The organism is Microbacterium sp. BLY, from assembly GCF_017939615.1.
In the GTDB taxonomy this organism is placed as follows: domain Bacteria; phylum Actinomycetota; class Actinomycetes; order Actinomycetales; family Microbacteriaceae; genus Microbacterium.
In genome coordinates this window covers 403,502-415,836 of sequence record NZ_JAGKSR010000001.1, presented here as the reverse complement: position 1 = coordinate 415,836, position 12,335 = coordinate 403,502, and the positions used below count along the sequence as shown (strand labels likewise).

General features: G+C 73.9%; 10 protein-coding genes. 5 read left to right on the top strand and 5 right to left on the bottom strand.

The window, feature by feature from the left end:
* From galE to galT, 3 genes are read right to left on the bottom strand one after another with little or no spacing between them, the layout of a single operon-like run.
* Positions 1-978 carry a UDP-glucose 4-epimerase GalE gene (gene galE / locus KAF39_RS02255; protein ID WP_210675768.1) on the bottom strand — a complete coding sequence of 326 codons (978 nt, stop codon included), beginning with the start codon at positions 976-978 and terminating at the stop codon, positions 1-3.
* Positions 979-1,024: 46 nt separating this feature from the next.
* Positions 1,025-2,206, bottom strand: a complete 1,182-nt coding sequence (gene galK, locus KAF39_RS02250) for a galactokinase (protein ID WP_210675767.1) — start codon at positions 2,204-2,206, stop codon at positions 1,025-1,027.
* Positions 2,203-3,390: a galactose-1-phosphate uridylyltransferase gene (gene galT, locus KAF39_RS02245; RefSeq protein WP_307805022.1), complete on the bottom strand. Its 1,188-nt coding sequence runs from the start codon at positions 3,388-3,390 to the stop codon at positions 2,203-2,205. Before galT ends, galK begins: the two co-directional genes overlap by 4 nt.
* An 81-nt stretch (positions 3,391-3,471) precedes the next feature.
* Here galT and KAF39_RS02240 point away from each other — a divergent pair, with 81 nt between their 5' ends.
* Positions 3,472-4,461, top strand: coding sequence for a LacI family DNA-binding transcriptional regulator (locus KAF39_RS02240; RefSeq protein ID WP_246878206.1), 990 nt, complete (start codon positions 3,472-3,474; stop codon positions 4,459-4,461).
* A 3-nt stretch (positions 4,462-4,464) separates the two neighbouring features.
* Here the strand turns inward: KAF39_RS02240 and KAF39_RS02235 are convergent, their stop codons facing one another.
* Both KAF39_RS02235 and KAF39_RS02230 read right to left on the bottom strand, forming a co-directional pair.
* Positions 4,465-6,423, bottom strand: a complete 1,959-nt coding sequence (locus KAF39_RS02235) for a DUF2264 domain-containing protein (protein ID WP_210675766.1) — start codon at positions 6,421-6,423, stop codon at positions 4,465-4,467.
* Positions 6,420-7,427 carry a hydroxyacid dehydrogenase gene (locus KAF39_RS02230; RefSeq protein ID WP_210675765.1) on the bottom strand — a complete coding sequence of 336 codons (1,008 nt, stop codon included), beginning with the start codon at positions 7,425-7,427 and terminating at the stop codon, positions 6,420-6,422. The genes KAF39_RS02235 and KAF39_RS02230 overlap by 4 nt, the downstream gene beginning before the upstream one ends.
* Before the next feature lie 188 nt (positions 7,428-7,615).
* Here KAF39_RS02230 and KAF39_RS02225 point away from each other — a divergent pair, with 188 nt between their 5' ends.
* The 4 genes from KAF39_RS02225 (at position 7,616) to KAF39_RS02210 (ending at position 12,119) form a co-directional block, all read left to right on the top strand.
* On the top strand, positions 7,616-8,716 hold the full coding sequence (locus KAF39_RS02225) for a LacI family DNA-binding transcriptional regulator (protein WP_210675764.1): 1,101 nt from the start codon (positions 7,616-7,618) through the stop codon (positions 8,714-8,716).
* A 102-nt stretch (positions 8,717-8,818) separates the two neighbouring features.
* Positions 8,819-9,988 (top strand): Gfo/Idh/MocA family protein, encoded by a 1,170-nt coding sequence (locus tag KAF39_RS02220; protein ID WP_210675763.1) that lies wholly within the window; start codon positions 8,819-8,821, stop codon positions 9,986-9,988.
* On the top strand, positions 9,985-11,205 hold the full coding sequence (locus tag KAF39_RS02215; RefSeq protein WP_210675762.1) for a DUF993 family protein: 1,221 nt from the start codon (positions 9,985-9,987) through the stop codon (positions 11,203-11,205). Before KAF39_RS02220 ends, KAF39_RS02215 begins: the two co-directional genes overlap by 4 nt.
* Positions 11,202-12,119, top strand: coding sequence for a sugar phosphate isomerase/epimerase (locus KAF39_RS02210; protein WP_210675761.1), 918 nt, complete (start codon positions 11,202-11,204; stop codon positions 12,117-12,119). The genes KAF39_RS02215 and KAF39_RS02210 overlap by 4 nt, the downstream gene beginning before the upstream one ends.
* The last annotated feature ends 216 nt before the right edge of the window (positions 12,120-12,335 follow it).

Here is a 12,335-nt window from a genome sequence, read left to right as displayed (position 1 = left end):
TCAGACGGCGGCGCGGCGGGCCTCCCAGCCCGTGCGCACCATCTCGTCGACCGTGTAGCGCATGGTCCAGTCGAGATCGCGGGCGGCGAGTTCGCCGGTCGCCACGATCCGGTCCGGGTCGCCGGGGCGGCGCGGGCCGATCTCCGGAGTGAAGTCGATGCCCGTCACCCGGGCGACCGCATCCATGATCTGCTTCACGCTCAGGCCGTCGCCGGAGCCGAGGTTGTAGGCCGGCTCGATCGGGGCGCCGGAGGCCAAGCGCTGCGCGGCCGCGACGTGGGCGGCCGCGATGTCGCCGACGTGCACGTAGTCGCGCACGTTCGTGCCGTCCGGGGTGTCGTAGTCGTCGCCGAAGATCTTCGGGGTGCGTCCCTCGATCAGGGCTTCGAAGACGATGGGGAAGAGGTTGTGCGGGCTGACGTCGTAGACCGTCGGGTCGGCCGAGCCGACGACGTTGAAGTACCGCAGCGAGGTGTGGCGCAGCGGGCGGGCGGAGTCGGCGGTGGCGATCGCCTGGTCGCGCAGCAGCCACTCGCCGATGAGCTTCGACTCGCCGTACGGGCTGGCCGGCTTCTTGGCGGTGTCCTCGACGACCAGCGGCACATCCGGGGTGCCGAACACGGCGGCCGACGAGGAGAAGACGATGTTCGCGACCCCCGCGGCCTCCATCGCCTCGAGGATGATCCGCGTCCCCTCGACGTTCTGCGCGTAGGTGTGCAACGGGCGCTGGACCGACACCCCGGCGTACTTGTAGCCGGCGACGTGGATCACGCCCTCCGCCTGGTGCGTGCGCAGGGTCTCCTCGACGAGGGCGCGGTCGAGGATGCTGCCACGGACGAACGGCACCCCCGCGGGGACGAAGGAGGGGACGCCGCTGGAGAGGTCGTCGAGGACGACGGGGGTGAGCCCCGCGTCCGCGAGTGCGCGGACGACGTGGGCGCCGATGTAGCCGGCGCCGCCGGTGACGATCCAGGACATGCGTTCCTCTCCGGCCGCGGCGGTGGCGGCTCGACCCTTCATTCTGTCAGGCGTCGCGGCGGGGCCCGGCGGACGGGCTGACCTCGAACAGGTGCGGGGCGACGAAGCCCTCGGCGGTGAAACGTGCCCGGACGGCGTCGGCGAGGAGAGGGACGGCGTCGCGGTCGACGAGGGCGATCGCCGCGCCGCCGAACCCTCCCCCGGTCATGCGGGCGCCCACGGCCCCCGAGGTGAGGGCGGTCTCCACGGCGGCGTCGAGCTCGGGAGTGGAGATCTCGAAGTCGTCGCGCATCGATGCGTGGGAGGCGACGAGCAGGTCGCCGATGGCGCGCGGGCCCCGCGCCCGCAGGGTCGCCACGGTGTCCTGCACGCGCTGGTTCTCGGTGACGATGTGACGGACGCGGCGGAAGGTCACGTCGTCCATCAGGCGCTCCGCGCGGGTGAGGTCGGCGACCGCGACATCGCGCAGCGCCGGAACCCCCAGGAGCGCGGCGCCGCGTTCGCACGCGGCCCGGCGCTCCCGGTAGCCTCCGGTCGAATGCGCGTGCGTCACGCGGGTGTCCATCACGAGCACGGCGAGGCCGGCGTCGGCCATGCCCAGCGGCACGACCTCGGTGGCGAGGGAGCGGCAGTCGAGGAAGATCGCGGCGTCGGACTCGCCGAGCATCGAGGCCATCTGGTCCATGATCCCGGTGGGCGCGCCCACGGCCTCGTTCTCCGCCGTCCGTCCGATGCGGGCGAGCGAGACGGCGTCGAGACCCGTGCCCCACAGGTCGTCGAGGGCGGTGGCCGTGGCACCCTCGATCGCCGCGGAGGACGAGAGCCCGGCGCCGACCGGGACGTCAGAGGCGATCGCGATGTCCAGGCCGGTGGCCGCGCCCGCGGCCGCGGCACGGAGCGCCCAGGCCACGCCGAGCGGGTATGCGGCCCACTCCGCGACCGCGGGCGTCGTGCCGGCGGGGGTCGGGAAGACGCGGTCGAGGTCGTCGAGCTCGACCTCCACCGGCTCGTCCGCGAAGGTCGACGCGACCCGGATCCGGCGGTCGGCGCGGCGGCCGACCGCGGCGACGGTCCGCTGCGGGATCGCGAACGGCAGCACGAATCCGTCGTTGTAGTCGGTGTGCTCGCCGATGAGGTTCACCCGGCCGGGCGCGGACCAGACGCCGTCCGGGGTGCGCCCGGTGAGGCGGGTGAAGAGGTCGACGGCGGCGTCGTGCGCGGCGGTCATGCGGAGGCCTCCCCGTCGGCGCGGGCGATGGCCTCGCGGAGTCGCGCGGCGCCTTGTTCGGGGGCGACCTCGGCGGCCCACGCCCACATCGCGGACTCGGAACCGGCGAGGAACTTGAGCTTGTCGGCGGCGCGGCGGGGGCTCGTGAGCTGCAGGTGCAGGCGCACGGAGTCGCGGCCGACGTGGACCGGTGCCTGGTGCCAGGCGGCGATGTAGGGCGTCGGGTCGGCATAGAGGGCGTCGACGCCGCGCAGCAGCCGCAGGTAGAGCGGGGCGAGCTCGTCGCGCTCCTCCGCGCTCGTCGCCGCGAGGTCGGGCACGTGCCGGTGCGGCATGAGGTGCACCTCCAGCGGCCACCGTGCGGCGAAGGGCACGAACGCGGTCCAGTGCTCACCGCGGAACACCACCCGCTCGGACGCCTGCTCCTCCTCGAGGATGCGGGCGAAGAGGTCGGGGGCGGTGCGGTCGACCGCGTCGAGCACGCGCGAGGTCCGCGGGGTCACGTAGGGGTACGCGTAGATCTGGCCGTGCGGGTGCGGGAGGGTGACGCCGATCGCCTCGCCGCGGTTCTCGAACGGGAACACCTGCTGGATGCCGGGGAGAGCCGACAGTGCGGCGGTGCGATCGGCCCACGCCTCGATGACCGTGCGGGCGCGGGTGACGGTCTGGGTGCCGAACGATCCGGTGTGCTCGGGGCTGAAGCACACGACCTCGCAGCGGCCGACCGCGGTGCGGGTGCGTCCGAGCCCGAGAGCGGCGAGGTCGTCGAGGCCGCGCGGGGCGTTCGCGGCGCCGGGGGCGGTGCCGGTCGGCTCGGCGAGGGCGGGCCCGAACGCGGGGGAGCGGTTCTCGAACACGGCGACGTCGTACCGGGATGGCACCTCGGACGGGTTGCCCGGCGTCTGCGGCGCGAGGGGATCGGCGTCGGCTCCCGGCATCATGACGCGGTTCTGGCGGTTGGCCGCGACGGTGATCCAGTCTCCGGTGAGCACGTCGAGCCGCATGGTCGCCGTGTCCGGTCGCGGTGCCAGGGTGCGGGCGTCGACGGAGCGCTCCGCACCGAGCGCGGTGTCCGGATCGTCGTAGTAGAAGAGGTCGCGGCCGTCGGCGAGGGTCGTCGCGCGTTTGACGACGCCGGCGCCGAGAAGCTCGGTGCGGATCTCAGGAGATTCGGGCGTGTTCACGTCAACATGCTAGGAGGGGCACCGTGCTAACGTCAACATCACTGAGTTGTGAACGGAGGATCCGTGGTCGAGAAGCGCCCGATGGCGACCGCCGCTCGCGTCTCCATGGCGACCGTGGCGGCGCGCGCTGGCGTCTCCGGGCAGACCGTGTCCCGCGTCGTCAACGGCAGCCCGCGCGTCGATCCGGACACCCGGGCGCGGGTCGAGGCCGCGATGTCAGAACTGGGATACCGGCCGCACCGGGCTGCGCGGGCCCTGCGCACCGGTCGCAGCCACACCATCGGCCTCGTCGTGACCACCCTCGCCACGGTCGGCAACTCGCGCATGTTGCAGTCCACGGCCGAGGCGGCGGCGGAGCGCGGCTACGCGCTCACGGTCGTCACGGCCGCGGACGGACTGGACGCCGCGTTCGCCCGGCTCGTGGACCAGGGCGTCGACGGCGCCCTCGTGCTGAACGAGGCGTCCGCGCTCGTTCCCGCCGCGACCCTGCCGCCCGGCCTGCATCTCGTCGTCGTGGACGCGCGGGCCGGTGCCGGAGCGACGGTCGTCCACAGCGATCACTTCGCGGGAGCGCGCGCCGCGACGCAGCACCTGCTGGCTCTCGGGCACGAGACCGTCCACCACCTCGCAGGGCCGGAGGAGTCGTTCGCGGCCGTGGAGCGCGAGCGCGGGTGGCGCGACGCCCTGGCGGCGGCCGGACGCACGCCCCCGGCGGTCGCGCGCGGGGACTGGAGCGCGGAGTCGGGCTTCGCCGCGGCACCGGCCCTGGGACCGGCGACGGCGGTGTTCTGCGCCAACGACCAGATGGCGCTCGGGCTGCTGCGGGCCGTGGCGGAGTCCGGGCGCGCGGTACCCGGCGACGTCAGCGTGGTCGGCTTCGACGACATCCCGGAGGCGGCGAACTTCCTCCCGCCGCTCACGACCGTCCGGCAGGACTTCCCGGCGCTGGCGCAGCGGGCGGTCACCGCCCTCATCGCGGCCGTGGAGGGCGACGGGACGGCGATCGATCCCGAGACGCCCGTCGTGGTGCCGACCCGCCTTGTGGAGCGGTCGAGCACGGCACGTCGCTGACGCTCATCCCCGGGGCAGGAACTCCTCGGGGCGAAGACTCGTCATGGCGCCGTCCGGCCAGATCACCGTCGCCTCGCCTCCCCGCAGGTCGAGCCGGGGCGCGTCGGCGGAGGTCCCGAGCAGCAGGCCGATCGCGATCCACGTGTCCGGCGTCACCGCTGCCGAGAGCCACGGGGTGGCGGTCTGCGGGCCGAGCGGCGTCACGTCGCGCTCGCACCGGACGCCCGTGCTCGCGTCGTCGAGGCCGTGGAGCCCGACGACCCGGCTCTGCGTCTCCCCGCCGCGGGCGAGGGTGGCGGTGGCGTGGGCGGGCCCGTTCTCGACGATGGTCCGGCCGGACACCGCCCACCCGCCGACGCGGAGCGCGTCGCCGTCGCGGATCCTCCCGTCCGTCCCCGCGCCCGCACGGACCCGCAGGAGCCGAACCTCCCACGGGCCCCGGAGCGCCGACACCACATCGACCACGGGCCCGACCGTGGTCTCGGCGGCCGTGCCGCCCCCGCCGACGTCGAACCCCGCGCGGATGCCGCCGTGCCAGTGCACGGGCCCGGAGGAGCCGCCGAAGACCGTGCCGTCGGCCTCCCGCAGTGCTCCCGTCGTGAACCCGGAGCGGTGACTCGCCCGGCCGCCGCGCACCACGGCGACCGTGCCGTCGAGCCGGTCGCGCACGCCGGGGCCCGCCAGCACGGGGGCGGTCGCGGTGGAGTAGCCGAGCTTCGCGTACAGCGGCGCATCCGGCTGGAAGGCGCCGGGTGTGCGGTGGTCGGTGCCGTGGTTGACCACGCGGACGATGCCGTCCGCGGTGCCCGTCGCCAGCCATCCCGGGGCGATGAGGACGCGGGCGAACGGACCCCGATCGATCGGCAGGGGCTGCTCGGCGGTCGTCCAGAACGGATGCGCGGCGGGAAGCGCGAGCGGCAGGAGGCCCTTCGCCGCCCAGTACGGGGAGCCGGGGCCGGAGTAGTCCTGGGCGAGCGGACGCCAGGGGCCGTGCCAGCCGAGGGGGAGGACCCCGGTCGCGTCCGGCGCGCCCCGGTCGGCGAAGTGCCGCACCTGCCCGCTCACCGCGCGGCGCAGGAGGCCGGGATCATGCCGGGAGGTGCCGCTGAACGCGGCCACCCCGGCCGCGGCCGCCGTGGCGAAGCGGTAGGTGAGGCTGCGCCCCTGGAAGAGCGGTCCGCCGTCGGCGCCGACGAGGTGCAGGGCGTCGTCGAGGTAGGCGTCCAGGCGGGCGCGATACCGTGCGATGCGGTCTGCGTGCCGTGGCTCCGCGCCGACCATATCCGCCCAGAGCAGCGGGTAGAAGGACAACGCCCAGCCGGCGTAGTGGTCGAACGACCGCGCGGCGCCATCCGCACTCCAGCCGCCCGCGCGTTCGAAGCCGTCGAGCAGTGCGAGGTCGGCGGCGCGGTCCGCGGCGGAGGACGGGCCGCCGACGCTCTCCAGGAACTCCTCGACGAGCACCCGGAACCACGCCCAGTTGTTCGCCGGGCGGCTCCCGCCCACGAAGGCCGCGAGGTAGTCCACGGTATGCGTCCGGGTGGTGTCGTCCAGTCGCGCCCACACGGTCTCCCGGGTGAGGTGGAGACCGAGGGCGAGGGCGGCCGCCTCCACCTTCGCCTGGTCGACCTCGTCGGGGCGCGGCCACCGCTCGGCGCCGGCGGGGTCGACCCCGGCGGCGAGCCCGCGGGCGTAGCGCGCGACAAGGGGCTCCGTGCCGAGCGGGTCGCCCGCGATGCGGAACGCGGCCAGCAGGAACGTGCGGCTGAAGCCCTCGAGCGCGTCGACCGCGGAGCCGAAGCCGCCGGATGCGCCGGGATACCGGATGCCGGCGCCGGTCGGGCTCGCATGGCGGACGGCTCCGTCGAGGATCGCGTCGGCCACCGTCGTCAGGTGCGCACGCGTCCATCCCGTGTACGGAGAGAGCGCGCGGTCCTCCGGAGGGAGGGGGAGGGGCGTCATGCGCTGTGCGCGAGGTCGCCGCGCCGCACGGGGTGCCGGGGCGGGCGGCCCTCCGTCCAGGCCGCCAACTCGTCCAGGGCGGCGTCGGCCAGCCGGTGCGCTTCCGTGCCGAGGGAGCCGGCCAGGTGCGGGGTGACCGCGACGTTCGGCAGATGCAGCAGCGGGTCGTCGGGCGGAAGCGGCTCCGGGTCGGTGACGTCGAGGATGGCGTCGAGGCGACCGGACGCGCATTCGGCGCGCAGGGCGTCGTGGTCCAGCAGCGCGCCGCGGGCCGTGTTGAGCACCGTCGCCCCGTCGCGCAGGGCGGCCAGCTGCGGACCGCCGATCATCCGCCAGGTGGACGGCAGGGCGGGGGCGTGCAGAGAGAGCACGTCGACGGCGGGGAGCAGCGCGTCGAGCGGGACGAGCCGTGCGCCCGCCGCGGCGACCGCGACCGGGTCGGCGAACGGGTCGGCGACGAGCACGCGCAGACCGGGGAACGGGTGCAGCAGCTCGACGACCCGGCGTCCGATGCGGGAGAACCCGACGATGCCGATGGTCCGGTCGAGATTGCCGATGCGGCCGCCGCTGCGGGGCCCGACCCGCAGGTCGTGTTGGGCATCGTCCGACCGCAGCGGCAGGAGGGCGCGCTTGCCGGAGAGCAGGATCATCGCGAGCGTGTACTCGGCGACCGGGGCGGCGTTGGCCTCTGCGGCCGAGGTGAGCAGGATCCCCCGCTCCCAGAACGCGTCCGACACGAGACCGCGGACGCTTCCGGCGGCGTGGAAGACCGCCTGCAGCCGGGGCAGGCGCGAGAGGAGCGGCGCATCGAGCGTCGGCGCGCCCCATCCCGTCACCAGCACCTCGACCCGCGCGAGGCGCTCGTCGAGGGCCGGGTCCCGCAGGGTGGTCGTGTGCACCGGATCGGCGGCGAGGGTGTGCAGCCGTGCGCGGCGGGCGTCGTCGAAGACGAGGTCCCAGGCCTCGGCGGACAACGCGGCGAGGGCGATCGGTCGAGGGGGCATGGGTCTCCGGGGTGTCGGGTATGCGCTTGCCGACGCGCACGGTTCCAGTGAAGACTGTGCGTTCGAGCGCAGGCAACGCGATCGGACGATAACGGTCCAGATCGAACACACTCGAACAATGAAGGCGAAAACCCGATGCTGAGCCCCCACTCCGTCCCCCGCGCGCCGCGATGGCCGAGGAGGGCGGCATGACGGAGGAGCGAACCACCCCGCGCTTCGGTCTGTCGCGCCGCGAACGGATCCTCGACGAGCTCCGCCGCACGGGGGCGGTGCGCGTTGCCGACCTCGCCCGCGACTTCGGGGTCGCCGAGCTCACGATCCGCCGCGACATCACGACGCTCGCCGATCGCGGACTCCTCACCCGGGTGCACGGCGGTGCGGTGCTCCGGAGCGCTCTCGACACCACCGTCGCCCGGACGGCGGGCCCGGGGCCGCAGTTCCGCATCGGCATGGTCGTGCCGTCGCTGAGCTACTACTGGCCGCAGGTGGTCGTCGGGGCGCGGAGCGCGGGCGCCGACGCGGGCGTGCAGCTCGTGCTCCGCGGCGCGAGCTACGCGGCGGCGGATCAGCGCCGGCAGATCGCCGCCCTCCTCGACTCCGGCACCGTGCACGGGCTCATCGTCGCCCCCGAGACCGACGGCCCCGACGGGCACGCCCTGCTCGCGTGGCTCGACGCCCTGCCCGTGCCCGTGGTGCTCGTGGAGCGCCGCACACCGGCGGCGCTCGCCCTCACCCGCATGCAGAGCGTGGCGACCGACCATGCGTTCGGCGGGGCGCTCGCCGCGGGGCATCTGGCCGCGCTCGGGCACCGGCGGGTGGGCGTGCTCACGTCGCCGCACTCGCCCACCTCGGCGGGGCTGCGGCGGGGCTGGTCGCGCGCCGCCGCAGAGCTCGGGCTGGCCGTGTCGGTGGACCACGACGCGGCACTGGATCGGATGGCGGCGTCCGACCGCGCGACGTTCGCGTCCGCGCTGCTCGCCGAGATCCGCGAGACGGGCACGACGGCCCTCCTCGTGCACTCCGACCCGCAGGCGCTCCTCCTCCAGCAGCATCTCCAGGACGAGGGGTGGCGGCTGCCGGACGACCTCTCGCTCGTCGCCTATGACGACGAGGTCGCGGAGCACGGCTCGCCGCCGTTGACGGCGCTCCGGCCACCCAAGCAGCACGTCGGGCGCCGTGCGGTGGAGCTCATCCGGGAGCGCCTGCGGGAGGGGCCGGCGCGGCCCGCGGAGCGGGTGGAGGTGGCTCCGGCGCTACACGTGCGGGCGAGCACCGCGCCGCTCCGGTAGCCGCGGTTGCGAGGTCGTGCGTCTCATGCCATGATCTCGGAAAGCGCTTACCACGATTCCCCTGTCAGCGCCGACAGCTTCCACCGAGAGGAACCGACCGAGATGGCACAGGCCACGACCCGCGAGATCGGGATCATCATGAACGGCGTCTCCGGACGCATGGGATACCGCCAGCACCTGGTGCGCTCGATCCTCGCGATCCGCGACGAAGGCGGCATCGAACTCCCCGACGGCACGCGCGTCACCGTCAAGCCGATCCTCGTCGGCCGCAGCGAGGCCAAGCTCGCCGAACTGGCGGCGACACACGGCATCGAGGACTGGACGACCGACCTCGACGCCGCCCTCGCCGACCCGCAGTGGGAGATCTACGCCGACTTCCTCGTCACGAAGGCCCGCGCCTCCGCGATCCGCAAGGCCATCGCCGCCGGCAAGGCGATCTACACCGAGAAGCCCACCGCCGAGTCGCTCGACGAGGCCCTGGAGCTCGCCCGCCTCGCGCGCGACGCCGGGGTGAAGACCGGCGTCGTCCACGACAAGCTCTACCTCCCGGGCCTGCAGAAGCTCAAGCGGCTCATCGACTCCGGCTTCTTCGGCCGCATCCTGTCCGTCCGCGGCGAGTTCGGCTACTGGGTGTTCGAGGGCGACTGGCAGCCCGCGCAGCGGCCGAGCTGGAACTACCGCACCGAGGACGGCGGCGGCATCATCACCGACATGTTCCCGCACTGGAACTACGTGCTGGAGAACCTCTTCGGCGAGGTCACGAGCGTCTACGCGCAGGCCGCGGTGCACATCGCCGATCGCTGGGACGAGAAGGGGGAGCACTATACCGCGACCGCCGAAGATGCCGCGTACGGCATCTTCGAGCTCGAGGGCGGGGTGATCGCGGAGATCAACTCCTCGTGGACCGTGCGGGTCAACCGCGACGAGCTCGTCGAGTTCCAGGTCGACGGGACGCACGGCTCCGCAGTCGTGGGGCTGTTCGGCGCCAAGATCCAGCCGCGCAACGCCACCCCGAAGCCGGTGTGGAACCCCGACCTGGAGGACAGCCACGACTACGACGCCGACTGGCAGCAGGTGCCGACGAACGACGTGTTCCAGAACGGCTTCCGCCAGCAGTGGGAGGAGTACCTCACATCCTTCGCCCTCGGCACCGACTACCCGTTCGACCTGCTCGCCGGCGCGCGCGGCGTGCAGTTCGCCGAGGCCGGACTCGCGTCCAGCGCCGAGGGACGCAAGATCGTGCTCGACCCGCTGACCCTGGACCGGGCATGACCACGCTCCGCCTGCTCGCCGCCGACGGCCGCACCTCCGAGACCGAGCTCCGCGAAGCCGGGGCCGTCACGCGCCCGGACGGCCCGCTGCGCAGTCGCGTCGCGTACGCCGCCGCGCACGTTGTGCCGAAGGTGCACGCCGACAACACGCCGGGACGACCCGCCGACATCGACTGGGACGCCACCCTCGCGTTCCGGCGCAACGTGTACTCGTGGGGACTCGGCGTGGCCGACGCGATGGACACCGCGCAGCGCAACATGGGCCTGGACGCGACCGCGGTGCGCGAACTCATCACCCGCAGCGCCGAGGTCGCCCGCGAGGAGGGCGGGGCGGTCGTGGTCGGCGTCAACACCGACCACGAGGACGAGGCGCACCTCTCGCTCGATCAGGTGATCGCCGCGTATCTCGAGCAGCTGCACTTCGCGGAGGAGCAGGGGGCAGGGCCGGTGCTCATGGCCTCCCGGCACCTGGCCCGGGTCGCGGAGAGCGCCGACGACTACCGCCGCGTGTACCGCGAGGTGCTCTCCCGCGCATCGGTGCCCGTCGTGCTGCACTGGCTCGGCACCGCGTTCGATCCGGAGCTGGCGGGATACTTCGCGCCGTCGTCCTCCGGGCGGAGCGGCGGTCCCGTCTGGCAGGAGGCCGCCGAGGTGCTGCTCGACATCATCGGCGAGAACCGCGACGCGGTCGCCGGAGTGAAGATGAGTCTGCTCGACGCGGAGTCCGAGGTCTGGGTGCGCGAGCGGCTGCCGGAGGGCGTGCGCATGTTCACCGGCGACGACTTCCACTACGTCGGCCTCATCGGCGGGGACAGTCTGCCGTCGCCCGTGTCCGGTGATCGGCCCTCCGCCCGAGGGCACTCGGATGCACTGCTGGGCGCGTTCGCGGCGCTCGCCCCCGTGGCCTCCGCCGCGATCCAGGCGCTCGACGCGGACGACCCCGATCGCTACCTCGCCCTGCTCGGACCGACGGAGGAGCTGAGCCGGCAGGTGTTCGCGGCGCCGACCTACTACTACAAGACCGGGGTCGCGTTCCTGTCCTGGCTCAACGGCCATCAGCCGGCTTTCCAGATGGTCGGCGGGCTGCACTCCGCGCGGAGCCTGCCGCACCTCAGTCGCATCGTCGAACTCGCCAACGGATCGCTCGCGTTGGAGCGCCCGGAGCTCGCACGGGAGCGATGGCACGGCCTACTCCGCCTGAACGGGGTGGACGCATGACCGCCCCCCGGAGCGTGGCGGCGGAGCGCGAGTCCCGGGCAGCCGACATCGGGACCGTGCCGCACCCGCGCCTCTCGATCAACCAGGCCACCGTCAAGCACGCGGACCTCGCGACGGCCCTGCGCGTCACGGCGGCCGCGGGGGTCGAGGCCATCGGCCTGTGGCGAGAACCCGTGCACGCGGTGGGCCTCGATGTCGCCGCCCGCATGCTCGCCGACTCCGGCCTTCGTTTCACGACCCACTGCCGCGGCGGCTTCTTCACCCTGCCCGCGGGCCCGGAGCGCGAGGCCGCCCTCGACGACAACCGCCGGGCGATCGAGGAGACCGCCACCCTCGCGGCGGCCGGTGCCGAGGGGTCGACGGCCGTCCTGGTGCTCGTCGCCGGCGGTCTTCCCGAGGGGTCGCGCGACCTCGTCGGGGCGCGGGAGCGCGTTCGCGATGCGATCGGATCCCTCGCGGACGACGCCCGCGGAGCCGGGGTGACGCTCGCGATCGAGCCGCTGCATCCGATGTACGCCTCCGATCGCGCGGTGGTCTCCACCCTCGGCCAGGCCCTCGACATCGCGGCGGACTTCGACGCCGCGGTCGTCGGAGCCGCGGTCGACACGTTCCACATCTGGTGGGACCCGCAGGTGCTCGACCAGATCGCCCGGGCCGGACGCGAGGGCCGCATCGCCACGTACCAGGTGTGCGACTGGAAGACGCCCCTCGCCGCCGACCCCCTGCTCTCCCGGCACTATCCCGGGGACGGGGTGATCGACTTCGGCACCCTCACCCGGGCCGTGCAGGACACCGGCTACGACCGTGACATCGAGGTCGAGATCTTCCATGCCGATGTCTGGGCCGATGACCCCGCTCGTGTGGTCCGCCGCACGGCCGAGGCCTTCGCGGCGGCGGTCGCCCCCCACCTGTGACCCCCGGTTTCGTCCTCGGTCTCGGTCGTCGTGCATCCGGCCCACGGGACGCCTGCACGGCTCGGGCACGTGTGCACGGTCGGTCTCGGGCTCCGGTCGTGCAGACGGGACGAGGTCGTGCAGACGGACTCGTCGACGGAGTCGTGCATCCGTCCCAGTTCCCGGCCCCGGTTTCGGTCGTCGTGCATCCGGCCCACGGGACACCTGCGCGACTCG

What these genes read in the sequence shown, in the direction of transcription:
- galE (WP_210675768.1), bottom strand. Translation starts at nt 978, where the DNA reads ATGTCCTGGATCGTCACCGGCGGCGCCGGCTACATCGGCGCCCACGTC.
- galK (WP_210675767.1), bottom strand. Translation starts at nt 2,206, where the DNA reads ATGACCGCCGCGCACGACGCCGCCGTCGACCTCTTCACCCGCCTCACC.
- KAF39_RS02240 (WP_246878206.1), top strand. Translation starts at nt 3,472, where the DNA reads ATGGCGACCGCCGCTCGCGTCTCCATGGCGACCGTGGCGGCGCGCGCT.
- KAF39_RS02235 (WP_210675766.1), bottom strand. Translation starts at nt 6,423, where the DNA reads ATGACGCCCCTCCCCCTCCCTCCGGAGGACCGCGCGCTCTCTCCGTAC.
- KAF39_RS02230 (WP_210675765.1), bottom strand. Translation starts at nt 7,427, where the DNA reads ATGCCCCCTCGACCGATCGCCCTCGCCGCGTTGTCCGCCGAGGCCTGG.
- KAF39_RS02225 (WP_210675764.1), top strand. Translation starts at nt 7,616, where the DNA reads ATGACGGAGGAGCGAACCACCCCGCGCTTCGGTCTGTCGCGCCGCGAA.
- KAF39_RS02220 (WP_210675763.1), top strand. Translation starts at nt 8,819, where the DNA reads ATGGCACAGGCCACGACCCGCGAGATCGGGATCATCATGAACGGCGTC.
- KAF39_RS02215 (WP_210675762.1), top strand. Translation starts at nt 9,985, where the DNA reads ATGACCACGCTCCGCCTGCTCGCCGCCGACGGCCGCACCTCCGAGACC.
- KAF39_RS02210 (WP_210675761.1), top strand. Translation starts at nt 11,202, where the DNA reads ATGACCGCCCCCCGGAGCGTGGCGGCGGAGCGCGAGTCCCGGGCAGCC.